We start from the raw sequence: 23,050 nt of genomic DNA, 5'->3' as shown, positions 1-23,050 counted from the left end.
ATCTCCTGCCTAGCGCTTCTTGCCGGTGCGCCGGCGTCGGACGATGAGCTTGTCGCTCGGCTTGTTGGGCTTGCGGGTGCGGCCTTCGGGCTTACCCCACGGGCTGACCGGGTGGCGACCACCTGAGGTCTTGCCCTCGCCACCACCGTGCGGGTGGTCGACCGGGTTCATCACCACGCCACGGACGGTGGGGCGCTTGCCCTTCCACCGCATGCGGCCGGCCTTGCCCCAGTTGATGTTGGCCTGCTCGGCGTTGCCGACCTCGCCGACGGTGGCGCGGCAGCGCACGTCGACGCGGCGGATCTCACCCGACGGCATACGCAGGGAGGCGTAGGCGCCTTCCTTGCCCAGCAGCTGGATGCTCGAGCCGGCCGAACGGGCCAGCTTGGCACCGCCACCGGGACGCAGCTCCACAGCGTGGATCACGGTACCGGCGGGGATGTTGCGCAGCGGCAGGTTGTTGCCGGGCTTGATGTCGGCGTTGGCGCCCGACTCCACGATGTCACCCTGCGAAAGACCCTGCGGCGCAATGATGTAGCGCTTCTCGCCGTCCAGGTAGTGCAGCAGCGCGATGTTCGCGGTGCGGTTGGGGTCGTACTCGATGTGAGCGACCTTGGCGTTGACGCCATCCTTGTCGTTACGCCGGAAGTCGATCACCCGGTAGGCACGCTTGTGCCCGCCGCCCTTGTGGCGGGTGGTGATTCGGCCGTGGGCGTTACGACCGCCAGTGCTGTGCAGCGGGCGGATCAGCGACTTCTCCGGAGTCGAGCGAGTGATCTCGGAGAAATCGGAGACGCTGGCACCGCGGCGACCGGGGGTCGTCGGCTTGTACTTGCGAATTCCCATTATCTATTCCTGAGTTCTATCTGCAGTCGTTCCCGCCGGGTCAGGCGGGAGCTCCGAATAGGTCGATCGGCTTGCTGCCGGGGGCCAGGGTCACGATCGCGCGCTTGGTGCCCTTGCGCTGTCCGTAGCCGGTGCGGGTGCGCTTGCGCTTGCCCTGCCGGTTCAGCGTGTTCACCGAGTCGACCTTCACCTTGAAGATCTTCTCGATGGCGATCTTGATCTGCGTCTTGTTCGAGCCGGGAGCGACGACGAACGTGTAGACGTTGTCCTCGATCAATCCGTAGGACTTCTCCGAGATGACCGGCGCCAGGATGATGTCGCGGGGGTCGGTGATGGTTGCCATTAGACCGACACTCCTTCTTTTTCGTCCTTTGTATTAGCGCTGATGTAGGCGTTCAGGGCCTCGACCGAGAACACCACGTCGTCAGCGTTGAGCACGTCGTAGGTGTTCAACTGGTCCGGCGAGATCACATGCACACCGGGCAGGTTGCGCACACTCTTCGCGCCGATCTCGTCGGTGCGGCCGATGACGATCAGCACCTTGCGGCGGTCGGTCAGCGAGGCCAGGAACGCCTTGGCGCTCTTGGTCGACGGGGTCTGTCCCTCGAGCACCTCGGTGATCGCGTGGATCCGCTCGTTGCGGGCCCGGTCCGACAGCGCGCTGCGCAGTGCGGCGCGGATCATCTTCTTCGGGGTCCGCTCGCTGTAGTCGCGGGGCTGCGGGCCGTGCACGACGCCACCACCGGTGAACTGCGGCGCGCGGGTCGAACCCTGCCGGGCGCGACCGGTGCCCTTCTGCCGGTACGGCTTCTTGCCGCCGCCGGAAACCTGAGCGCGAGTCTTGGTGGCGTGCGTGCCCTGCCGCTTGGCAGCCAGCTGCGCGGTCACCACCTGATGCATCAACGCGATGTTGGGTTCGACGTCAAAGAGGTCAGCCGGTAGTTCAACCGTGCCGTCCGTCTTGCCGCCCGGAGTGCGAACGTCAACCTTCAGAGTCACTTCTCACCTCGTTTGACTGCCGTGCGAACCATCACGAGCCCGCCGTTGACGCCGGGGACCGCACCTTTGATCAGCAGCACGCCGTTTTCGGCATCGACCTTGTGCACCAACAGGTTCTGCGTGGTGACGCGATCGCTACCCATGCGGCCGGACATCCGGGTGCCCTTGAAGACGCGACCCGGGGTGGCGCAGCCACCAATCGAGCCCGGCCGGCGGTGCACGGCCTGCGCACCGTGGCTGGCGCCCTGGCCCTTGAAGCCGTGACGCTTCATGGTGCCGGCGAAGCCCTTGCCCTTGGAGGTCCCGGTGACGTCGACGTAGGCGCCGTCGGCGAAGATCTCCGCCGTCAGCTCCTGTCCGACCTCGTAGTCGGCGGCAGCAGCCTCGTCATCGAGGCGCAGCTCGGCCAGGTGCCGGCGCGGGTTGACCCCGGCGGCGGCGTACTGACCGGTGACCGGCTTGTTGACCTTGCGGGGGCTGATCTCGCCATAGGCGAGCTGCACAGCGCTGTAGCCGTCACGCTCGGGCGTGCGGATGCGGGTCACCACATTGGGTCCGGCCTTGACGACCGTGACGGGGACGACCCGGTTGTTTTCATCGAACACCTGGGTCATGCCCAGCTTGGTGCCCAAAATGCCTTTTCGTGCCATTTGTTCGTCGACTCCCCTACTACTGGATGTTCACGTCGACGCTGGCCGGCAGATCGATGCGCATGAGAGCGTCAACGGTCTTCGGCGTCGGGTCGAGGATGTCGATGAGTCGCTTGTGCGTGCGCATCTCGAAGTGCTCCCGCGAGTCCTTGTACTTATGCGGGGAGCGGATGACGCAGTACACATTCTTTTCCGTCGGCAGCGGCACCGGACCAACCACGCTCGCACCAGTACGGGTGACCGTCTCCACGATCTTGCGCGCCGAGGCATCAATGGCCTCGTGGTCGTAGGCCTTGAGCCTGATGCGGATCTTTTGTCCCGCCACGCTTCTCCTACCTTCACTCCTGCTTGGTCCCATGGAGGGACACGGTGGTCATGCGCCGTTCCCGCCGGCCATGGCCGGACAGTTACAGCGCTGGCTGTCGCCGCCGCTCTTTACCTGTCTCTGGTGCTCCGACCCCCGCGGTCGGGTGTGTCGCCCTCACGCAGTCTCAACGCACGGACAAATCTGCCGCACTCCGAGATGGGGACCGGACGCGCCCGTTCGGGCGCCGGTCGTACACCTTGGGCGGACGCTCCCACATGAGAGGCGAACCCGGCTCAAGGCAACCCGAACAGTATGCCCTAGATCGCGGCACCAACCAAATTCGGCCGGAGCCCCAGCTAAATCCGCCCGAACCCTGGTAGCGGGTCGGTTTGGACATGTCGCGCGACACCGCCGGCCGACCCGGACCGCAGCCGCGTACCGGGCAATTATTGCCGCGCGCTCTTACCCGGCCGGGTAAGGGGTGGCGGTCCGGTGGGCCCGGAACAAACTGACCGAGGTGCCGAGGTACCACACCCCGGTGGCGGCGACGGGCAGCAACGTCCCCCAGCCGCCTTCGATGGAGAACGGGCCACCGTCGACGAACACGCTCAACGTCCCCACCAGATTGACCACCGCAGCGATGAGGGCCAGCCACCCGGTCCACCGTGGCAAAACGGCTTGCGAGAACACGCAGCCCGCATAGCCGGTCGCCGCGAGAGCGACGATGAACCCGCACAGCGCCAACAAGACCAGACTGAAGTCTGCTCCCACCGCGCGCACCGCGGAGGCCGACAGCTCGTGCGCCGCCCCCGCCGCGACGATCCGGATCGACATCGAGACGAACGACAACGCGGCGACGGCCACCGTGCCGACGAAGAACAGATCGCCGAGGTGACGACCGCCCGGCGCGGTGTGAAGCAGCCGCCGGACCGCGACCGCGAACCAGATCACCAACCCGGTTGCCAGTGCGTACAACCACCCCTGCAGCACCACCTGACTGTGGTGGTCGATGAAGAATCGTTGGACGGCCTGGTTGCTGGCCTCAGGTCCGGGTGGTTGGCCGGTCAGCAGCGCGGCCACCACGGTCGCGATGACAAATGCGATGCCGGCGCCGCCGCCGGTGCGATCCAAACGAGAGTTGTCCATCGCCGCCCCCGATAGCTAGGTCCCTTGCCGGACGATACGTCCGACCGATGGGCCGTCGGCCCGGTTTCACACTGAAATACGTGACAGTTACTGCCATATCGACATACGATGCCGCTTATGTATCGCGTCATTCAGTGGGCAACCGGCGGTGTGGGCAAGGCGGCAATCCAGGGCGTGCTGCGCCACCCCGAACTCGAACTCGTCGGCTGCTGGGTCCACAGCACCGACAAGCACGGCCGCGACGTCGGCGAGGTGATCGGCGAAGCCCCGATCGGGGTGGCCGCCACGACCGACATCGACGAACTGCTGGCGATGGATGCCGACTGCGTCATGTACTCCCCCCTGCTGCCCGACGATTCGGTGGTCGCCAAGATCCTGCGCTCCGGCAAGAACGTGGTGACCCCCGTCGGGTGGGTCTACCCGGACCGGGAGAATCCCGCCGTGCAGGCGCTCGAGGAGGCGTGCACCGCAGGCAACGCGACATTGCACGGGTCGGGTATCCACCCCGGCGGCATCACCGAACGCTTCCCGTTGATGATCTCCGCCCTCACTGCTGCCATCACCCATGTCCGGGCCGAGGAGTTCTCCGACATCCGCACCTACAACGCACCGCTGGTGGTACGGGAGGTGATGGGGTTCGGCCTGACACCGGAACAGGCGATGAGCGGACCCATTGCCGCGCTTCTGGAAGCAGGCTTCAAACAGTCGGTGCGCATGGTCGCCGACCAGTTGGGGTTCCGGTCCGATCCGCGGATCCGCTCCACCCAGGAGGTCGCCGTCGCCGTCCACGGGACCGACCAGCTGGTGGTTCCGATGGAGGCGGGCACCGTGGCCGCCCGGCGCTTCAAGTGGCAGGCCATCGTCGACGACGAGCCGGTCGTCACGGCCGCGGTGAACTGGCTGATGTGCGACGTGGAACTCGACCCCCCGTGGACGCTCGGCGAGAAGGGTGAACGCTTCGAGGTGGAGGTCACCGGCGACTGCGATGTGTCGCTGACTTTCAAAGGACTGCAACCGGAAACGGTCGAGGAGGGCCTCAAGCGCAATCCGGGCGTGGTGGCCACCGCCAACCACTGCATCAGCGCCATCCCCTATGTCTGCGAAGCCGCCCCCGGCATCAAGACGTATCTCGACCTGCCGCTGATCGCCGGCCGGGCCGCACCGCACCTGGCCAGGTGACGAGTGGAAAGCCTTCGGGATCTTAGGTTTTCACACCTGGTGGTCGGAGTCACCGACATGGACCGGGCGCTGGTGTTCTACCGGGGGCTGCTCGGCATGGATGTGCTGTTCGACCAGACCATGGCCGGCGAGCCGTTCGACCACGCGCTGGGCGGCGGCGACGGGAACCAGGGCCGGGTGGTAGGCGGCGTGATCGGCGGAGTGACAGTCGAGCTGCTGTCATTGGGTACTGCGAGCCGCCCGGCGAAGCGGTCGTTCGTCGGCAACCAGAACATCTCGCTGTCGGTCACCGACCTCGACGACACCTACCGGCAGGTGCAGGCGGCGGGCTTCACGCCGGATCAGACACCGTTCGACATCGCCGGAGTTCGAATGTTCTTCGTCAAGGATCCCGACGGAACAGCGGTGGAATTCATCGAGTTCCCAGGTACTGCACGCACATCGGAGGAGTTACATCGTGGTGTCCCCTGAGGCGACCTACTGGCATCCCGGATCGCTGAGCGGCCACCGGGTGATCGTCACGGGGGCGGCCCGGGGAGTCGGCCGCGGAATCAGCGCGGCGCTACTCGAACGCGGCGCCTCGGTGCTGCTGGTCGACCGTGACCCGGGCGTGATCGGGGTCGCCGGTGCCCTGCGCGATGACCAGCACGCCGTCCCGCTGGTCGCCGACCTGTGCGACCACTCCAGTTATCAGCACATCATCGACGTCGCGGTCGAATCGTTCGGTGGAATAGACGCTTTGATCAACAACGCGATCGCCACCGATGAACCCAAGCCGTTCACCGACATCACCATGGCGGACTACGACCTCGTCTTCGACATCGGTCCGCGGGCCACCTTCTTCCTCATGCAGGCCGCCTACCCGATCCTGAAAGCCGCCGGCGGCGGGTCCATCGTGAACTTCGGCTCCGGCAGCGGCACCGGCGGACAGAAGTCGTTCGGGGCCTACGCCGGAGCCAAGGAGGCGATTCGCGGTATGTCGAAAGTCGCTGCGCTGGAATGGGGTGTCGACAACATCCGGGTCAACGTGGTGTGCCCATTCGCCAACTCCGACGGCGTCGCGGGATGGAGCGACGCACACCCCGACATCTACAACAAGATCGTCAAAGGCGTCCCGCTGCGCCGCATCGGCGACACCCACACCGACATCGGCGCGGTGGTGGCCTTCCTGATCAGCCGTGACGCCTCGTACATGACCGCCCAGACCATCAACATCGACGGCGGGATGGGAACCTACCGGTGAGCAGCCCGCCCGCGGAGCGGCCGCCGACCCTGCGGGACCGGCAACGGGCACAGGTGCGCGCCGATATCCACGCCGCGGCCTACCGCCTTTTCGCCGCACGGGGATTCGGCAACGTCACCACCGACGACATCGCCGCCGAAGCATCGGTGTCGCCGCGAACATTCTTCCGCCACGTCGCGACCAAGGAGGATCTGCTGCTCGGGGCCGTCCAGCGGGGCAACGCCGCGATCGCGTCGCTGCTGGTGCGTCGACCGCCCGACGAGGCACCCGACGTCGCCCTGGCCGCCGCGATCGTCAGCCGCGTCGGGTCCTTCGAGGATGTCGATCTGGAGAACTGGCGCGCGGCGATCCTGACCGCACCCGAATTGCTCGACCGGGCGACGCTGCTGTCCACCGCAGACCGCGAACAGATGATTCAGCTCGTGGCTGCGCGTATGGCCGTCGACCCGAGTCAAGATTTGCGCCCCGGGCTGCTGGTCCAATTATCCTTCGCAGCAGCAGATTTCGCCTTTCAGCAGTGGGTGAGGAATCACGGAGACCGGCGTCGGCCACTGGCGGCCGACGTAGCCGAAGCACTGGCCGTGGTGGCCCACCCGCGCTGGAGCGGCTAGCGCGCACCGCTGCGGCTGGTCCAGAACGGGCACTGGTGCCGCGAACTGAAGTCAGTGGTGACCGTCAATTCCCCGGTCTGCAGCGATATTCGCTTGCCGGTGGCCTCGTCGGAGCCGAACTCCGGCCACTCCTGCAACCCCGACACCTCAGGAGTGCCGGTCTTCACGAACTGGCTCCAGTAGGCGACCATCTGGTCGGACAACATGCGTTGCGCCGGGTCCAGAGGCCGGGCGCCGCCGACGTCGAACAGGTACCGCAACTCCAGCGAGTGACTGGCCCCCACCGGGAACGGAGCCGCGCGCAGCGGGTCGGGCGCCGGGGCCGTGCGGTCGTTGAACTCGTAGGCGTACACCGGCCCGGTGCGCGCTAGACTCGACGCGATTCGGTCTGCGGGACAAGCGAATACACTGTCGGTGACCGCGGCGGAGTACGCCAGGCCCACACTGCCCGCGTACCGTTCCAGCGGATAGCGCTCGGCGACCGCGGCGGCGTCCGCCCCGAACGTCTTCGCCATCAATTGCGGGTAAGGCGGCAACTGTCGATCCTTGAGATATTGAATTGCGGCGAACATCGCGAACTCGTCACCGTTGCTGCCGACGAGCACCGGCGTCCGGGGCACCCGATCCGACGCGAACGCGGTCATCGGGTCAACCGGTAACCGGTCGGTACCGGTGACCGGACCGGTCAGCTTGTCGGGGCCGAATCCGACATAGAGCGGGGCGCGTTGCAGGGCCTCGGTCGGCAGCGCTCGCAAGCACGCCGCCACCGCGGCCGGATCGGTGCACCCCGCCGCGGACGCGTACTCGGCACTGACCCGTTGCGCGGTGGGCCGATCGGCCTGCGCCTGGCAGGGTCCGCTCTGCAGGATCGCGGCGCGGAACAAGCCTGCCGACTCGGGCGCGACCAGGTGATCGCACACCGACATCGCACCTGCCGATTCACCGGCGATCGTGACTTTGGTCGGATCACCACCGAATTCGGCGACATTGTCGCGAACCCACCGCAGCGCGGCCTGTTGATCGGCCAGGCCGTAGTTGCCAACATCGCCGTCCGGGCTCAACGCGGGATCCGCCAGGAACCCTAGGGTTCCCAGCCGGTAGTTGACGGTGACGACGACGATGTCGCCCTGGGTGGCCATCCATCGCGCGTCGTAGATATCGGCACTGCCGTTGAGGAAGCCACCACCATGAATCCACACCATCACCGGCTTCTGATGGGAGCGGCTCGCACCATCCGGGGTCCAGACGTTGAGGTTCAAGCAGTCCTCGCCGGTGGGCCGCCCGTAGTCGGGGTCATACGTGGTGTCCTGGATGCACCGCACGCCGGGCTTGGTGGCATCACGCACGCCGGGCCACGGCGCCGCCGGCTGCGGCGGTTGCCAGCGCAGCGGCCCCACCGGTGCGGCCGCGTAGGGAATGCCGGTGAAGACCCGGTAACCCGGCGCCACCACGCCGCGCAGCGCACCGGCCGCGGTCTGCACCACCGCCGGCCCCGGCTCGGCGGCCGCGGCGACCTGACGTTGCGGCTCAGCGCTGTTCCGCGCGCACGCGGCCACGACCAAGGCCATGAGCAGCACGATTGCGCGCTGTACTCGTCGGCTCCTCGATTGGTGTGGCACGAGAATCGAGCCTACGCGGCGGCCCGCTCGAGCCATGACCTGGCAATTCCCGCGATTTGCCTGCGACCTGGCAGAATCGACGCCAAACTAGGAACCTGACACCCGTCAAGTTTCTGGTAAGAGTTGAGCAAGGAGACCCGATGACCCCACGGATCATGGACAAAGCGGCCCGGGTTCTGGCCAGTCCGCTGGGCTACACCGATGAGAAGCGGATGCATGAATCGCTTGCTCACCTGCGTGCACATGCCCCCGTATCGTGGGTCGAGGCCGACGGATACCGGCCGTTCTGGGCGATCACCAAGCACGCCGACATCATGGACATCGAACGGCAGAACGACTTGTTCACCAACGATCCGCGGCCCCTGCTGGCGATCGCCGAAGCCGACGACGTGTTGCGCGCGCAGATGGAAGCCGGGATCGGTCTGCGCACGCTGATTCACATGGATGACCCGCTGCACCGCGACCTGCGCAAGATCGGCGCCGACTGGTTCCGCCCGAAAGCCATGCGCGCGTTGAAGACCCGCTGCGACGAACTGGCCAAGATCTACGTCGACAAGATGCTCGAGCAGGGGCCGGAGCTCGACTTCGTGCAGGAGATCGCCGTCAACTTTCCGCTCTACATCATCCTGTCGCTGCTGGGCCTGCCGGAGTCGGATTTCCCGCGGATGCTCAAGCTCACCCAGGAGATGTTCGGCGGCGATGACGAAGAGTTCCAGCGCGGCGGCAAGACCGACGACATGCTCGCGGTGCTGCTGGACTTCTTCAACTACTTCAACGCGCTGACCGCCTCGCGCCGGGAGCACCCGACCGAGGACCTCAGCTCGGCGATCGCGAACGCCACGATCAACGGAGAACCGTTGTCCGACATGGACACCGCCTCCTACTACGTCATCGTCGCCAGCGCCGGCCACGACACCACCAGTGCCGGAATCGCCGGCGGGCTACTGGAACTCATCCGCAACCCGGGTGAGCTACAGCGGTTGCAGAACGATCCGTCCCTGATGGGCACCGCGGTCGAGGAGATGATCCGCTGCATCGTGCCGGTCAAGGAGTTCATGCGCACCGCCCAAGCCGACACCGAGGTCCGCGGGGTCCCCATCGCCAAGGGCGAAGCCGTGCTGCTGTCCTACGTCTCGGCCAACCGTGACGAAGAGGTCTTCGCCGACCCGATGCGCTTCGACGTCGGCCGCGACCCCAACAAGCACCTGTCCTTCGGCTACGGCGTGCACTTCTGCCTGGGCGCAGCGCTGGCCCGCATGGAAATGAACAGCTTCTTTACCGAACTCGTCCCGCGCATCAACTCCATCGAACTCGCCGGCGAGCCGGAACTCATGGCCACCACCTTCGTCGGCGGCCTCAAACGCCTGCCGATTCGCTACTCGCTGAGGTGATTTCGCTGACCCGGTGGACGGCCAGAAAGCCGTCCACCGCGGCGCGTGCGCACTCGCGGTAGTCGAAGTCGGCGAGCGTACTGATCCGACCGGCAACCAGCGGGCCGATCAACAGCATGATGGCCTGCGCGCGGTCGACCTCGCCGAGTTCACGCCGGGCATCGGGACTGTCGAAGATCGCGTCGAATGGAGCGCCGTACTGCTGAGCGACCCGCTCGCGCAGCGTGCGAACCTCCGGGCTGTCCGCGTCCCCGGTCTTGCCGGGCATGTGTTCCATGTCCGGACCCAGCGCCAGCCAGTAGGTCGCTGACAGCAGGGCCGGGGTTTCCGAAATGAGGTCGGCCTGCGCCTGCAACAGCGCCAGCAGGCGCTCCCGCAACGTCCCGGTCTCCGGCGGCATCGGGGCGGGCGGAATCAGGCTGTGGAACGCGGCAGCCAGCAGGTCGTTCCCGCTGGGGAAATGCCGGTACAGAGTCGCCCGCGCGACGTTGGCGCCGCGGGTTACGGCATCGACCGTGACCGCGTTGGGGCCGCCGGCGCGCAGCAATGCCGTTGCGGCGTCCAGTAACCGCGCGCGCGAACGCGCAGGTCTGGGGTCGCTGCGTCGGCTCGCCATGAGTGGAATCCTCCCCGGTGCCCGGTCAGCACGTTTGAATATTTTTGAGACGGATAGTCCCATAGTTGGACTGCGACCGAAGGAAGGCTCCCGTGTGGACACCTTGATCCGGCCCGACAAGGGTACCGACACCCGACTCCGGGACGTCTCGACTCTGCAGCGAACGTGGACATTGACCGTCGCCTGCCTGGGCGTGGCGCTGGTGATCTCCTCGATGATCGCCCTCAACACCGCACTGGGCGACATCGCCGTCTCGACGTCGGCCAACCAGTCCCAGCTGACCTGGGTCGTGGACAGCTACACCCTCGTGCTGGCCTGCCTGCTACTTCCGGCCGGGGCCATCGGCGACCGCTACGGCCGCCGCGGCGCGCTGCTGATCGGGCTGGCCATTTTCACGATGGCATCGCTGGCGCCGATCTTCCTCGATACACCGATTCAGATCATCACCGCCCGAGCGGTCGCCGGAGCGGGGGCCGCGTTCGTCATGCCGGCCACCCTCTCCCTTCTGACGGTGGTCTATCCGAAGTCGGAACGCACGAAGGCAGTCGGGATCTGGGCGGCGGTGGCCGGCAGCGGCGCGATCCTTGGAATGCTGGGTTCCGGTGTGCTGCTCCGCTTTTGGCCGTGGCAGTCGATCTTCTGGGCGTTGGCCGGCGCAGGTGTGCTGTTGTTCGCGCTGACCTGGACGGTCAGCGATTCCCGCGACGCGACCACTCCCCCGCTCGACTGGCCCGGTGCAGTACTCATCGCAGGCGCCGTCGCGGTACTGGTGTTCGGCATCGTGGAGGCGCCCCAACGGGGCTGGTCGGATCCGCTGGTGATCTGCTGCCTGGCTGCGGGGCTGGCGCTGGCGGTGGCATTCGGCGTACTCGAGGTCCATCGCACGCATCCGCTGCTCGACGTATCCCTGTTCCGGCGAGCCGATTTCGCCACCGGCGCGGCGGCGATCGCAGTGCTGTTCCTGGCCAACTTCGGATTCATGTTCCTGGTCATGCAGTACACGCAGCTGATTTTGGGGTACTCGGCGTTGCAAACCGCGCTGGCGTTGACGCCGCTGGTACTCCCGCTGGCCGTGCTGTCCGTGACCTCATCGTGGTATCTGCCGCGGCTGGGGTTGCGCATGGTCGTCTTCACCGGATCGCTCTTCCTGACAGCCGGATTCGTCTGTCTGCTCACCCTGCGGGTGGACTCGTCCTACCTCAGCCTGGCCTGGCCGCTGCTGGTACTGGCCACCGGGGTCGGATTGTGCACCGCGCCGACCACCTCGGCCATCATGAACGCCGCACCCGACGACAAGCAGGGTGTGGCGTCGGCGGTCAACGACACCGTCCGCGAAGTCGGCGCCGCGCTCGGCATCGCTCTGGCGGGTTCGGTGCTGGCCGGCCAATACACCCATCGCCTCGGCGACCAACTCGCAGCATTCCCGCCGCCGGTTCGTCAAGCCGCCGGTGGGTCGCTGGCCGAGGCGCTGGCCGTGTCCAGCCGGCTGGGGCCGGCCGGCGCTCAGGTGGCCGACATCAGCAAGTCGGCATTCCTGCACGCAATGCAGAGCTCGATCGTGGTGCTCGCGATTCTCGTCGCGCTCGCCGCGGTGCTGATCGGGCTGTGGGCTCCCGGCCGTGACGGTCGCCAACTGCGGCTGGTCCGAAAGTTAACCCGCCGAGACGAATTCGGCGGCACGGTGGCCGATCATCGCGATCGTCGCGTGGGGGCCGCGGCTGGTGATGCGGGGCAGCACTGAGCCGTCCACCACCCAGAGACGATCGATCCCCTTCACCCGGCACCGCGGATCGACGACGGCGTGCTCATCGGGATCGAGACCCATCGGCGCCGTGCCGCAGAGATGCTGGGAGGTCGACCACATCGGCTCTCCGAGCTGCGTTGTGGTTCCGAGTACCTCGGTGGCGTACTCGCAGCCACGCCGTAATGCGGCGGTATCCTCGCCCGCGCTGTCGTAATGGTGCTGTATCGACGGGGCGACCATGGGGTCGGCGGACTGCAGCGAGACGCGCCCAGCGGCCCGAGGGGTCATCAGCGCCACCCCGAGATGGGGCCAATCCGGACGGCCGGCGGTGCCGTCGCCGACCATGGCGATGAAACCACCTGTGTACGGCCGGATCTCGATGCCATCGATCACCAGCACCACTTCGAGCACCGGCCGCTGCGGGGCGACGGTCCACGTTGTCGGGAGCACCCACTCCGGGTGGTCCCAGGTCCGCTGCCCCACGGGAAGGTCGGCCGATACCGCAATGCCGAGCCGGCGCAGGGTCGCGGCGGGTCCGATGCCCGAGAGCATGAGCAGTTGCGCGGAGGAGATGGCGCCGGCCGAGAGCACCACCCGGTCGGCCTCCACCACACCCGGCCCGCCCGGACCGACGATCTCGACGCCCACGGCGCGGCCACCGGAGAGCCGGACGCGCAGGACCCGGGTCCGCGGCAGCACGGTCAGGTTCGGGCGCGCGGCGGCCGGCTCCAGGAAGGCCGCGCCGGGGCCGCCGCGCACACCGTCGACGATGTTCAGCGGCACGGCCCCGATGCCGGGGGGCGAGTTCTCCCCGATGGGCTCGGCGTTGAGGTCGGGCAACCAGCGCAGTCCGGCGGCGCGCGCGGCGTCGACGAAAGCTGCTGTGCTGCCGACGAGTTCGTTGGTACGCCGGATGGCGATGGGGCCACCGTCGGCGCGGTCGGGGAAATCCAGATCGGTCTGGATGGCCCGGTAGTGGGGTATCACCTCGCTCCACGACCAGCCCGGCAGGGCAGGCCCGTCGAAGTCGGCGGGCAGCGCCCGGCAGAAGTAACCGCCGTTGACCGCACCGGAGCCGCCCACCGTCACACCGCGGACGATGTCGGCGTCTCGGGCCGGATCGTCGGTGAGGCGGGTGCGATAGCGCTGGGCCAGCGGACTCGCCGCGCCGATCGGCAGCTGCAAGCCGTTACGGGTGAGGTCCCGGACACCCGGTTCGTCCGGGCCGGGGCCGGCTTCGACAACGGTCACCCGGCACGTCGGATCAGCCGAGAGGCGCTCGGCCAGCACGGATCCGGCGCTTCCGGCACCGACGATCAGGACGTCGCTGCGGGTGCTGTGGTCGGTCACCAAGTCAGGTTTTGATCTGCGGCTTCAGCGGCCGCAACGTGCGCTCGCGGATGACACCCGTCCACAGCCCGGCGCCGTAGGCCAGATCGTCGAGGCGCTTGAGCAGCAGGTAGGCGAACAGGCCGATCGGCTTGCCCTCGACATCGGTGCTGCGATTGCGGGTGATCCAGTCCTGCACCCCGTCGAGGACCGCGGCCACCAGGATCGCCTGCCTGCACCGCCGGGAGAGCAGGGCCGCCACCAACGCCAGCGGCCAGTAGTGCCGGCAGATGGCCGCCGACAGCTGCAGTGCCGCGGCGCCGATACCGCGAAGAGCCAGGACCACCACGTCGGACATGCCCGCGTCGGTGTTCTGCATGGCCTTGGCCGTGCGGCGGGTGGTCACCCCGGCGAACACCAGCGAGGCCAGGTAACCGCTCACCGAGCCCATGGTCATCAGCAACCACACCAGCAGGCTCCATGCCGAAATCACCACCGGGGCCATCTTGTCCGGGTGCCGGATCGACAACGGAGCCGCCGAGCTGCCATAAAACGCCTTCCGGCCCAGCCACTCTCGCATCTGAGTGCGGTGCTCGTGGGCGACCAGCGCGATCGGCTCGTAGCGCAGCCGAGAGCCCGACTCGATCAACCGCCAGCACAGGTCGACATCTTCACCCGACGGCAGGGTCTCGTCGAAACCCCCGACCTCCACCAGCGCCGAACGCCGACAGATGATCGCCGCGCTGGGAACATAGGACACCCGGCCGTAGGGCATCACCGGAGCCTCACGCTCACCGAGGTCCAGTGACGACCGCACCGCCTCGTAGCGGGCGACCAGTTGATCGCTGTGTCCGAGCCCGACGATGCGCGGGGCCACCAGCGCCACCGCAGGGTCGCAGAAATGACCCAGCAGCGCCTCGAGCCAGCCGCGCCGCGGTACGACGTCGGAGTCCAGGAAGGCGACGAAATCTGTTGCGCAAGAGGTAAGCCCGGTGTTACGGGCCGCCGCCGGACCCTTGCTGCGAGCGTGCCGTATCACCTCGACGTCGCACCGAGCACCGGCGAAATCGTCGGCCTGAACCGGCATCTCAGATCCGTCGTCAACGACCACCACCCGCATACCACGCAGGGACATGATCAACCGATAAAGCCCAAAGGGATTGTTACGCACCGGAATCACCACGGTGACATCACGATGCGACGGACCGCCCGCGGGGCGGGGGTGGGCGACGGTGGCGTCCAGCAGGGTGCGGGCCAACTGAGCGCTCACCGCATCGCGCACCTCGAGGCGGCCGCCGTCCAGCAAGGTCTGGGCCGCCGGCGCCAGGCGCAGTAACCGGGTCGGAGAACCCCCGAGCAGGGCCGAGCCCTCGGCGAGTGTGCGCACCCGACGATCGACCTGTACCGCGAAGCCGTCGGGCAACCGCGGCTGGGTCATATCAACATCCCGTCGGCGGCCGGTCGCCACCGGCCGACGCGTTGCGAACAATCGGCGACCATCTGCGTGAAGATGCGCTCACCGTCGACCGGAGTCGCCGTCGTCGGGTCACCGAGCACCCCCACCTCACTCACCGCGGCCACCCCCCCGAGACGCATCTGCGGCAAAAGGGTAGCCAGTGGGGCCCGGTTCCCGCTACACCAGGCGTCGGTACGGACGTCCGCCGGCGAAATATGTAGCAATACAGACGTTTCCGTATGACCGGCGTGGGCATCTCCGCCCTCGGCGACACACGCGCACCAGGCGGCGTCGCGGCCCTCGGCGCGCAATAGACGCACCGCCGAGCGCATGGCTTCCACATTGCCGCCGTGACCGTTGACGAAGACCACCCGTCGCGCCCAGCCACACGCCGAACGGCCGTACTCGACCAGCACGGTCGTCAGCGCCGCGGTGCCGATCGACACCGTCCCGGCAAAGCCCTCGTGCTCGCCGGACGCACCGTAGGCGATCGCGGGCGCGAGCAGAAACTGATCATGATCGGAACCGTTGAGGTGCTCGGTGGCGGCCCGGGCCACCGCGGCGGCGATGCGGGTGTCGGTGTCCAGCGGCAGGTGCGGGCCGTGCTGCTCGGTCGAACCGACCGGGATCAAGATCGTTGGCGAGGTATCGCGAAGCTGACTCGATGTCGAGTTGCCCAGCTCGCTCCGGAAAGCCACGCGCCGATGGTAGGCCGAATTCACCTGCTGTGCGCCAATTGTTCGAGGAGAAGACGGATTTCTTTCGCAATCGGGACGGTGGCGCCCATCCGGAGCCGTCACCGTCGTCCCGTCAGTCACGCCAGCACCAGAGGCTGGGTTATGGCGGGTTCAGTGCGTCCCGCCGCCGGGCACTCCGAGCGCCCGGACGAAGCCGTCCGGCACCAAGATGTCCTCGGCCGTCAGGTCGTGAACCGACGCCTTCCCCAGCCCTCGCAGAGCCGAGTCGATGCCACCGGTCAGGATGTCGAGGACGTTCTCCACACCCGCCTGACCGTTGGCGGCCAGACCCCACAGGTAGGCACGGCCGATCATGACCGCGCGGGCGCCCAGCGCCAACGCCTTGACGACGTCGCTGCCCCGGCGGACACCGCCGTCCAGCAGCACCTCGACCTGGTCGCCGACCGCGTCCGCGATCGCTGGCAGCGCCCGGATCGACGCCGGCGTGCCGTCCAGGTTGTTGCCACCGTGGTTGGACACCGAGATCGCCGAAACGCCAGCGTCCACAGCGCGTTTGGCGTCATCGATCCGCATGACGCCCTTGAGCATGAACGGCCCGCCCCACAGCTCACGCAGCCAGGCGATGTCGTCCCAGGTCGGCGGGGGCGTGCCCATCCACTGGCCGTAGGCGTCGAAGAACGCCGGACCGGCCTCGCCCCGGCCTGCCTGGTTCGGCACCGACAGGGTGGGCGGGCGCAGAGTCTTGGCCCACTGGTAGAACCAGCTCGGCTTGGTCAGAACCTCGGGACTCATCTTGATCATGGTCTTGAGGTCCATCTTTTCCGGGATCTTGGGGCTGCCCCAGTCCCGGCCGTGGCTGAAGCTCCAGTCGGTGGTCACGATGAGCCCGACCGCCCCGGCGGCCCGGGCGCGCTCGGCGCGGGCGGCGATGGCATCCCGGTCGCCCAGCCAGTAGATCTGGAAGAACGTCTTCGGGTTCGCCGCGACGACCTCTTCAATGGGCTTGCTGGCAAACGACGACAGGCCCATCGCGGTGCCGCGGGCCGCGGCGGCGCGGGCGACGGCCACCTCCCCGTCAGGGTGCACCGCCTGCACCCCGGTCGGTGAGATCAGCACGGGCACCGAGACCTCTTGGCCCATCACCGTCGTTGCCATGTCCCGCTTTTCGAGGGCGCCGATGACATGCGGGGCGAAGCCGAGCTCGTTGAAGGCCTCGTTGTTACCGTTGACCGTGAGGCCCTTCTCACTGCCACCGATGAGTGCGCCGTACGCAGACTTGGGGAGACGCTTCTTGGCGCGCTGCTGCGCGATGGCGACGGTTTCGAACCAGGTGTCGCGTGCCATGACTCAGATCGGACTTTCGTTGCAGGGCTTGGCCGGCGGCCGGGTGGACAGGGTCAGCAGGATCGGTTTGCCCCGGGAGTGGTCGGCACTGGGGCGGGGCTTGTCCCGCTCGGTCGCCAGGGCGGGCACCCCGTAGCCCTCGACGCACTCCGGGTCGGGACCGTCCAGCGGCAGCCCGGTGAAGAACTTCGCGGCCATGCAGCCGCCCCGGCACGCGTCGTAGTGCCCGCAGCTGCCGCAGGCACCGGCCGACTGCGGCTCGCGCAGTTCGCGGAACAGCGGGGCGTTCTTCCACACGTTGTCGAAACCGTTATCGCGCACCACGTTTCCGGCAAGGAAGCGGTCGTGGATCGCGAACGGGCAGGCGTAGACATCGCCGACCGGGTCGATCAGGCAGACCACCCGGCCCGCGCCGCACATGTTCAAACCTGACAGCGCACCGGGTGCGCCGAGGCCGGACAGGTGGAAGAACGAATCACCGGTCAGCACGCCCTCGCCCTTGGCGACCAACCAGTTGTAGAGCGTCACCTGCTGGTCGGGGGTGGGGTGCAGTTCGTCCCACACGTCGGCACCGCGCCCGGAAGGGCGCAGCCGCGTGATGCGCAGGGTGGCGCCGTAGCGGTCGGCGAGAGCTTTGAATTCATCGAGCTGGTCGACGTTGTGGCGGGTGACCACCACGGAGATCTTGGCGTCGGTGAACCCGGCGGCGGCCAGGTTCTCCAGCGCCCGGGTGGCCATCTCGAACGAGCCGGGTCCGCGCACGGCGTCGTTGACGTCCGCGGTGGCGCCGTCGAGCGAGATCTGCACGTCGACGTAGTCGCTCGCGGCCAATCGCGCGGCCACCTCGGGGGTGATGCGCACGCCGTTGGTGGAGAACTTGACCCCGACGTGGTGCTCGGTGGCGTAGTCCACCAGCTCCCAGAAGTCCGGGCGCACAGTGGGTTCGCCGCCACCGATGTTGACGTAGAAGACCTGCATGCGCTCGAGCTCGTCGATGATGTCCATGCATTGGCGAGTGGACAGTTCGCGGGGGTCGCGCTTGCCGGACGACGACAGGCAGTGCACACACGCCAGGTTGCAGGCGTAGGTCAGCTCCCAGGTCAGGCAGATCGGGGCGTCGAGACCGCGCTCGAACTGCTCGATCAGCCGGGGTACCGGTGCTACCGAAGTCATTGGGAATCCTTGCAGGTCAACATGTTCGAGGTCACCAGCACGCTCAACGCATGCAGGTACGGCGCCTCGTCGGACTCGTCCACCCCCGCGGCTCTCAAGGCGGAGCGCACGTCGGGGTGCTCAGGCAGCGAATTCACGACGGCCAAGATGGTGCGGTTCTTCAGGAACGACAGCTTCCGGGTACCGAAGTGGTACAGCAGTGCGCCGAAGGGTTCCGGGCGCACGGCCACCTGCGGATGCAGGCGCCAGCTGAGTGCCGGGTCGAAGGCCGACCCGGCCACAGCCGGATCGCCCACAGCGTGGGCGGGCACGGTCAGTAGACCCCGCACATCCCGTCGATGGAGACTTCTTCGACCAGCGTCTCGGTCACCAGTTCGGTTTCGTTCTCGGTTGCTTGGCTCGGCTCCATGAAAAGCACCCTTTCGTCGGCCCAGGTTCTCGACAATTGTGATCGAGATCGCAAGAATATGGCATCGAGTGCCGAAAAGGAAGGGCGGGTCGATGACGACTGCTGGGGGTTACCCGAGCGCCCGGGTGGGGCGGCGCAGGTCCACCACGCAGGACCACATCACCGACGTCGCCCTCGACCTGTTCGCCAACTACGGGTTCGGGTCGGTCAGCGTCGACGACGTGGCGGCGGCATCGGGTATCGCCCGGCGCACCCTGTTCCGGTACTACCCGTCGAAGAACGCGATCCCCTGGGGTGACTTCGACGCCCACCTGCAGCACTTCCGCGACCTGTTCGCCCGGGTCGCCGACACCGAGGCGATCAGCCCGGCGCTGCGGTCGGCATTGTTGGCATTCAACACTTTTGACCCCTCGGAGACCGAACGGCACCGACAACGGATGCGGGTGATCCTGGAGACTGCCGAACTGCAGGCGCATTCGATGACCATGTACGCCGGCTGGCGGGGCGTGGTCGCGGACTTCGTGGCCGCACGAACCGGCGGCAAGCCCGGCGACCTGGTTCCCCAGTCGGTCGCCTGGCTGATGCTCGGGGTCGCCCTGTCGGCCTACGAGTACTGGCTGGCCAACGAGGCCGTCTCGCTGCCGCAGGCGATCGGCGACGCCTTCGACGTCGTCGCGCACGGACTCGACGACCTGGGTGGCAAGTGACGATGCGATGCTCACGACGCCGAGTTTCACGTTTTGCTGGCGTCTACTCGAACTTTCACTGCGAAACGTGAAATTCGATGTTGGTGCGTCGGAGTTCGGGCCTGCGCGACGACGATAAGGATGTGAGTGCGGATCCGGAACCTCCCGATGCTCCGTACCGGCTGCTAGAGCTCTACGACGACGCGCTTCCGGTCGTCTACGGATACTTCGTCCGCCGGTGCGGCGATCAGGCCACCGCCGAGGACCTCACGTCGGAGACGTTCCTCGCGGCGATGGATGCCGCCCGGCGGGCCGCGCCACCGCCGCTGGCTGTCCCGTGGCTACTCGGGGTGGCTCGGCACAAACTGGCCGATCACTACCGGCGTCGTTCAGCCCGCCCCACGGTGGCCGTCGCCGACGTGCCCGAGGGCGAAGCGGCCGACGACTGGGACGCCCAACTGGACCGGATCGTCGCCGAGAGCGTGCTCGCACGACTCCCCGAACCACACCGGGTGGTGCTCGCACTGCGCTACATGGACGACTGCTCGGTTCCGGAGTGCGCGGAGTTGATCGGACGCAGCGTGCACGCCACCGAGGCGTTACTGGTCCGCGCCCGGCGCGCCTTCAGGAAGCTCTACCCGGAAGGAGGTGTCTCATGACCGATCCCATGCGCGTCTTGACCACCGAAGACCTTCCCGTGCAACCGGATCCGTCTTTTGCGGCCGAGTTGCGGGCGCGGCTGGAGTCTGCCTTGTCCTTACCCGCGAACACCCGAGGAGTCACCATGAGCGGCACCGCGGCAGCAGTTGCCGAATTGAACGAGCCGGCGAACCAGGCCGGGAACCCCCGCCCCGCCGCGCTGCCATACCTGACGGTGGCCGACGCCCGTGCCGCGATCGACTGGTATCGCGACGCCTTCGGTGCGGAATTGATCGGCGACCCGATCGTGATGGGCGACGGACGCATCGGCCATGCCGAACTGGCGATGAGCGGCGGCGTTCTGTACCTGGCCGACGAGTTCGCCGACCTCGGACTGCAGGCGCCGGCGAGCGGCGTCAATTCGGTGAGCCTGATGGTGGACGTCGCTGACACCGACGCCGCCCTGTCCCGCGCCAGGGCCCAGGGCGCCGAGGTGCAACGCGAACCCTACGAAGGACACGGCGCGCGCAACGCCACCATCCGCGACCCTTTCGGCCATCGGTGGATGCTCAGCGGGCCGGTGCGCGAGCCGATCCGGCACGGCGACATCGGCTACGTGTCGGTGCACAGCCCGGACATCGCCCGCGCGGCCGCCTTCTACTCCCACGTGCTGGGGTGGGAGTGCGACCCATCCGGTCGGGTGACCAATACCGTTGAGGCGATTGACTTCTCGCCGTCCGAGCGCACGACGCTGTTCTGCTGCTATGCGGTGGACGACGTGGATGAGGCGCGCGCCGCGATCCTCGCCGCCGGCGGGTCGGTGGGCGTGTCCCGCAAGTCTGCGGTCGGCGCACTGCTGGAGGCCCGCGACAACCAGGGCGCCGCGTTCGCGATCTATCGGCCGGAACCGGGTCAGCGTCGTCCGCTGCTCAACGGCGCGGGCCACGGCGAGCTGTCCTATGTCACGTACGAGGTCGGTGAGTCGGCGGCTTTCCGCGACTTCTACGGCCAGGTGCTGGGATGGACGTTCGAACGCGGTCGGGTCGAGGACGGCTGGGCGCTACAGAACACACACCCGATGTCCGGCGCTGCCGGCGGCTCGCACACACCGAGCACGGTGCCGATGTGGACGGTCTCCGACATCGAGGAGGCGGTCGCCCGGGTTCGCGAGGCGGGTGGGTCGGTTCTCGCCGAACCCAGCCGCCAGCCCTACGGGCTGATGGCGGAGTGCACCGACGACCAGGGTGGCCGGTTCTACCTCGGCGAGTTCTAGGACGCGGGCAGAACGTCGGCGATGGGGGCGCCGGACGCGATCTTGGCGCGGACCTTCATGACCTTGCCCGGCATACCGCCGCCGACCACCCCGGCCACCACGCCGTCGCGTTCGTAAAAGGCGAGGAATTTGCGACCGTCGTCCTCGACGATGTGCACCGTGTCGGTGGCCTCCGGCTCCCCGAGGCACTGGATCTTCACGTCGTACTGGTCACTCCAGAAGTACGGCACCACGATCACCGACGGGGCCTCCTGCCCCAGCATCGACGGCACAATGACCCGGGCCTGCTCGGCCACATTGCTCCAATGTTCAACGCGGGCTTGGTGTCCAGTGGCGTCGCGCCAGGACGCGACGTCACCGAGCGCCCACACTCCCGCCGCGCTGGTGCGTCCCGCCTGGTCGCACACGATGCCGTTGTCGATGGCCACCCCACTGCCCTCCAGCCAGTCGGTGGCCGGGCGCGAGCCGATACCCACCACAACGAGGTCGGCGGGCAGCTCGCTGCCATCGGACAACACGACTGCGGTCACATGGCCGTTCTCGCCACGCACCTCGGCCACGCCGATGCCGGGGCGCACATCGACTCCTTCGGCGCGGTGCAGGCGGGTCACCAGGTTTCCGACCTGCTCGCCGAGCACCGAGGCCAGCGGAGCCGGCTGCGGCTCGACCAACGCCACCTCGACGCCGAGCTTGCGCAGGCTTGCCGCGACCTCGCAGCCGATGAAACCGGCGCCGATGATCACCGCCTGCCGTGCAGACCCGGCATGGGCGCGCAACGCCAGCGCATCGTCGAGCGAGCGCAGAACGCGGATGCCCTCCAGGTCGGGGAACGACGGGATGCGCTTGGGCACCAGGCCGGTGGCGATGACCAGCTCGTCGTACCCCAGCACCGAGCCGTCGGCGAGGGTCACGGTCCGGGCGGCGGTGTCCAGCGACGTGACCGCGCTGCCCAACCGCAGGGTGATGTCGTTCTCGGCGTAGAACTCGGCGGGCTTGAGCGCGACATCGTCGAGGTCGGCGTGCAGCACGTCCTTCGACAGCGGCGGGCGGTCATACGGCAGATGCACCTCGTCGCTGATGATGGTGACCGGGCCGGTGTACTCCGACTTGCGCAATTGCTCAGCGGTGCGGGTGGCGGCCAGGCCGCCACCGACGATGAGGATGCCGTTTTCGCTCGTGCTCACGTGGTGTTCTTACACGATCGCCGTCGCGAAGTGCTCGCCAGCCTGCGCCAACCGACCAGTTAGGCGGGTGATCGGTCAATCAGGTTGGACAACACCACGATGCTCTCGCTCCGTTCGATGTCGGCGCTCGACCTGATGCGTTCCAGCGCCGCCTCCAGGTGTCGCATATCGCGAGCCAGCACATGCAGGATGGCGTCCGACGTTCCCGTCACGGTGGCGGCACTGATGATCTCGGGAATGTCAATCCAGGCCGCGCGCAACCGATCTGGCGCGATCGTGCCGTGGCAATACACCTGCACGTAGGCCTCGGTGTTCCAGCCCACGGCGCTGCGATCGATGACCGTGGTGAACCCGCGGATCACCCCGGCGTCGAGCATCCGGTCGACCCGCCGCTTCACCGCCGGAGCCGACAGGTTCACCCGTTCCCCGATCTCGGCGAAGGTGGCTCGGGCGTGCTCGGCGAGCTCGGCGAGGATCCGCTCGTCGGTGTCGTCCAACCGGTCCATTC

The 23,050-nt window shown here is 67.6% G+C and carries 26 protein-coding genes; 9 read left to right on the top strand and 17 right to left on the bottom strand.

The window, feature by feature from the left end; genetic code table 11:
• Positions 1-9 precede the first annotated feature (9 nt).
• From rplB to AB4879_RS22540, 6 genes are all read right to left on the bottom strand, one after another.
• Positions 10-846, bottom strand: coding sequence for a 50S ribosomal protein L2 (rplB, locus tag AB4879_RS22565; protein ID WP_036343509.1), 837 nt, complete (start codon positions 844-846; stop codon positions 10-12).
• A gap of 40 nt (positions 847-886) precedes the next feature.
• Positions 887-1,189: a 50S ribosomal protein L23 gene (gene rplW, locus AB4879_RS22560; RefSeq protein WP_036343508.1), complete on the bottom strand. Its 303-nt coding sequence runs from the start codon at positions 1,187-1,189 to the stop codon at positions 887-889.
• Positions 1,189-1,845 carry a 50S ribosomal protein L4 gene (gene rplD / locus AB4879_RS22555; protein ID WP_370509357.1) on the bottom strand — a complete coding sequence of 219 codons (657 nt, stop codon included), beginning with the start codon at positions 1,843-1,845 and terminating at the stop codon, positions 1,189-1,191. Before rplD ends, rplW begins: the two co-directional genes overlap by 1 nt.
• Positions 1,842-2,495, bottom strand: a complete 654-nt coding sequence (rplC, locus tag AB4879_RS22550; RefSeq protein ID WP_036343506.1) for a 50S ribosomal protein L3 — start codon at positions 2,493-2,495, stop codon at positions 1,842-1,844. Before rplC ends, rplD begins: the two co-directional genes overlap by 4 nt.
• Positions 2,496-2,514: 19 nt before the next feature.
• Positions 2,515-2,820 carry a 30S ribosomal protein S10 gene (gene rpsJ, locus AB4879_RS22545; protein ID WP_003883485.1) on the bottom strand — a complete coding sequence of 102 codons (306 nt, stop codon included), beginning with the start codon at positions 2,818-2,820 and terminating at the stop codon, positions 2,515-2,517.
• Positions 2,821-3,264: 444 nt separating this feature from the next.
• A complete protein-coding gene (locus tag AB4879_RS22540) occupies positions 3,265-3,948 on the bottom strand; it encodes a hypothetical protein (protein WP_370509356.1) in 684 nt (227 codons plus the stop codon).
• A gap of 108 nt (positions 3,949-4,056) precedes the next feature.
• On the opposite strand from AB4879_RS22540, the gene AB4879_RS22535 reads away from it, so the two are divergent.
• Genes AB4879_RS22535 through AB4879_RS22520 form a run of 4 tightly spaced genes read left to right on the top strand, consistent with a single transcriptional unit; the run spans position 4,057 to position 6,981 of the window.
• On the top strand, positions 4,057-5,127 hold the full coding sequence (locus tag AB4879_RS22535) for a dihydrodipicolinate reductase (protein ID WP_370509355.1): 1,071 nt from the start codon (positions 4,057-4,059) through the stop codon (positions 5,125-5,127).
• Between the two features lie 3 nt (positions 5,128-5,130).
• Complete coding sequence (locus tag AB4879_RS22530; protein ID WP_370509354.1) at positions 5,131-5,598, top strand: VOC family protein; 468 nt, start codon at positions 5,131-5,133, stop codon at positions 5,596-5,598.
• Positions 5,585-6,370: an SDR family NAD(P)-dependent oxidoreductase gene (locus tag AB4879_RS22525; RefSeq protein ID WP_102807130.1), complete on the top strand. Its 786-nt coding sequence runs from the start codon at positions 5,585-5,587 to the stop codon at positions 6,368-6,370. Before AB4879_RS22530 ends, AB4879_RS22525 begins: the two co-directional genes overlap by 14 nt.
• Positions 6,367-6,981 carry a TetR family transcriptional regulator gene (locus AB4879_RS22520; protein ID WP_370509353.1) on the top strand — a complete coding sequence of 205 codons (615 nt, stop codon included), beginning with the start codon at positions 6,367-6,369 and terminating at the stop codon, positions 6,979-6,981. Before AB4879_RS22525 ends, AB4879_RS22520 begins: the two co-directional genes overlap by 4 nt.
• Here AB4879_RS22520 and AB4879_RS22515 read toward each other — a convergent pair.
• Positions 6,978-8,549, bottom strand: coding sequence for a carboxylesterase/lipase family protein (locus tag AB4879_RS22515; protein ID WP_370509352.1), 1,572 nt, complete (start codon positions 8,547-8,549; stop codon positions 6,978-6,980). The genes AB4879_RS22520 and AB4879_RS22515 overlap by 4 nt on opposite strands.
• A gap of 191 nt (positions 8,550-8,740) precedes the next feature.
• Between AB4879_RS22515 and AB4879_RS22510 the strand changes: the two genes are divergently transcribed.
• Positions 8,741-9,991, top strand: coding sequence for a cytochrome P450 (locus AB4879_RS22510; protein ID WP_370509351.1), 1,251 nt, complete (start codon positions 8,741-8,743; stop codon positions 9,989-9,991).
• On the opposite strand, the gene AB4879_RS22505 is transcribed toward AB4879_RS22510, so the two are convergent.
• Positions 9,957-10,607: a TetR/AcrR family transcriptional regulator gene (locus AB4879_RS22505; RefSeq protein ID WP_102807126.1), complete on the bottom strand. Its 651-nt coding sequence runs from the start codon at positions 10,605-10,607 to the stop codon at positions 9,957-9,959. The genes AB4879_RS22510 and AB4879_RS22505 overlap by 35 nt on opposite strands.
• Positions 10,608-10,701: 94 nt before the next feature.
• On the opposite strand from AB4879_RS22505, the gene AB4879_RS22500 reads away from it, so the two are divergent.
• Positions 10,702-12,348, top strand: a complete 1,647-nt coding sequence (locus AB4879_RS22500; protein ID WP_370509350.1) for an MFS transporter — start codon at positions 10,702-10,704, stop codon at positions 12,346-12,348.
• On the opposite strand, the gene mftG is transcribed toward AB4879_RS22500, so the two are convergent.
• The 7 genes from mftG to mftA all read right to left on the bottom strand — a co-directional run bounded on the left by mftG (position 12,259) and on the right by mftA (position 18,760).
• Positions 12,259-13,701, bottom strand: a complete 1,443-nt coding sequence (gene mftG / locus AB4879_RS22495; RefSeq protein WP_370509349.1) for a mycofactocin system GMC family oxidoreductase MftG — start codon at positions 13,699-13,701, stop codon at positions 12,259-12,261. The two genes, AB4879_RS22500 and mftG, sit on opposite strands and share 90 nt — an antisense overlap.
• 4 nt (positions 13,702-13,705) lie before the next feature.
• A complete protein-coding gene (mftF, locus tag AB4879_RS22490) occupies positions 13,706-15,118 on the bottom strand; it encodes a mycofactocin biosynthesis glycosyltransferase MftF (protein WP_370509348.1) in 1,413 nt (470 codons plus the stop codon).
• A complete protein-coding gene (gene mftE / locus AB4879_RS22485; RefSeq protein ID WP_370509347.1) occupies positions 15,115-15,858 on the bottom strand; it encodes a mycofactocin biosynthesis peptidyl-dipeptidase MftE in 744 nt (247 codons plus the stop codon). Before mftE ends, mftF begins: the two co-directional genes overlap by 4 nt.
• 126 nt (positions 15,859-15,984) lie before the next feature.
• On the bottom strand, positions 15,985-17,178 hold the full coding sequence (mftD, locus tag AB4879_RS22480; RefSeq protein WP_370509346.1) for a pre-mycofactocin synthase MftD: 1,194 nt from the start codon (positions 17,176-17,178) through the stop codon (positions 15,985-15,987).
• Between the two features lie 3 nt (positions 17,179-17,181).
• Positions 17,182-18,351, bottom strand: a complete 1,170-nt coding sequence (gene mftC, locus AB4879_RS22475) for a mycofactocin radical SAM maturase (RefSeq protein ID WP_370509345.1) — start codon at positions 18,349-18,351, stop codon at positions 17,182-17,184.
• Positions 18,348-18,662, bottom strand: coding sequence for a mycofactocin biosynthesis chaperone MftB (gene mftB / locus AB4879_RS22470; RefSeq protein WP_370509344.1), 315 nt, complete (start codon positions 18,660-18,662; stop codon positions 18,348-18,350). The genes mftC and mftB overlap by 4 nt, the downstream gene beginning before the upstream one ends.
• Positions 18,663-18,664: 2 nt before the next feature.
• Entirely contained in the window at positions 18,665-18,760 is a 96-nt protein-coding gene (gene mftA, locus AB4879_RS22465) for a mycofactocin precursor MftA (RefSeq protein ID WP_102807121.1), read from the bottom strand.
• Between the two features lie 92 nt (positions 18,761-18,852).
• Here mftA and mftR point away from each other — a divergent pair, with 92 nt between their 5' ends.
• The 3 genes from mftR to AB4879_RS22450 all read left to right on the top strand — a co-directional run bounded on the left by mftR (position 18,853) and on the right by AB4879_RS22450 (position 21,358).
• Positions 18,853-19,467, top strand: coding sequence for a mycofactocin system transcriptional regulator (gene mftR / locus AB4879_RS22460; protein ID WP_370509343.1), 615 nt, complete (start codon positions 18,853-18,855; stop codon positions 19,465-19,467).
• Between the two features lie 122 nt (positions 19,468-19,589).
• Positions 19,590-20,105, top strand: a complete 516-nt coding sequence (locus tag AB4879_RS22455) for an RNA polymerase sigma factor (protein WP_036343482.1) — start codon at positions 19,590-19,592, stop codon at positions 20,103-20,105.
• Positions 20,102-21,358, top strand: coding sequence for a VOC family protein (locus tag AB4879_RS22450; RefSeq protein WP_370509342.1), 1,257 nt, complete (start codon positions 20,102-20,104; stop codon positions 21,356-21,358). Before AB4879_RS22455 ends, AB4879_RS22450 begins: the two co-directional genes overlap by 4 nt.
• Here AB4879_RS22450 and AB4879_RS22445 read toward each other — a convergent pair.
• Together AB4879_RS22445 and AB4879_RS22440 are read right to left on the bottom strand one after the other, a co-directional pair.
• Positions 21,355-22,542, bottom strand: coding sequence for an NAD(P)/FAD-dependent oxidoreductase (locus tag AB4879_RS22445; protein WP_370509341.1), 1,188 nt, complete (start codon positions 22,540-22,542; stop codon positions 21,355-21,357). The genes AB4879_RS22450 and AB4879_RS22445 overlap by 4 nt on opposite strands.
• A gap of 59 nt (positions 22,543-22,601) precedes the next feature.
• On the bottom strand, positions 22,602-23,048 hold the full coding sequence (locus tag AB4879_RS22440) for an Lrp/AsnC family transcriptional regulator (protein ID WP_036343479.1): 447 nt from the start codon (positions 23,046-23,048) through the stop codon (positions 22,602-22,604).
• Positions 23,049-23,050: the final 2 nt, after the last annotated feature.

It is taken from the genome of Mycobacterium sp. SA01, from assembly GCF_041287105.1.
Classification (GTDB): Bacteria; Actinomycetota; Actinomycetes; order Mycobacteriales; family Mycobacteriaceae; genus Mycobacterium.
Note: the sequence above shows the minus strand (reverse complement) of the source record. Positions and strands in the feature narration are given on the sequence as shown.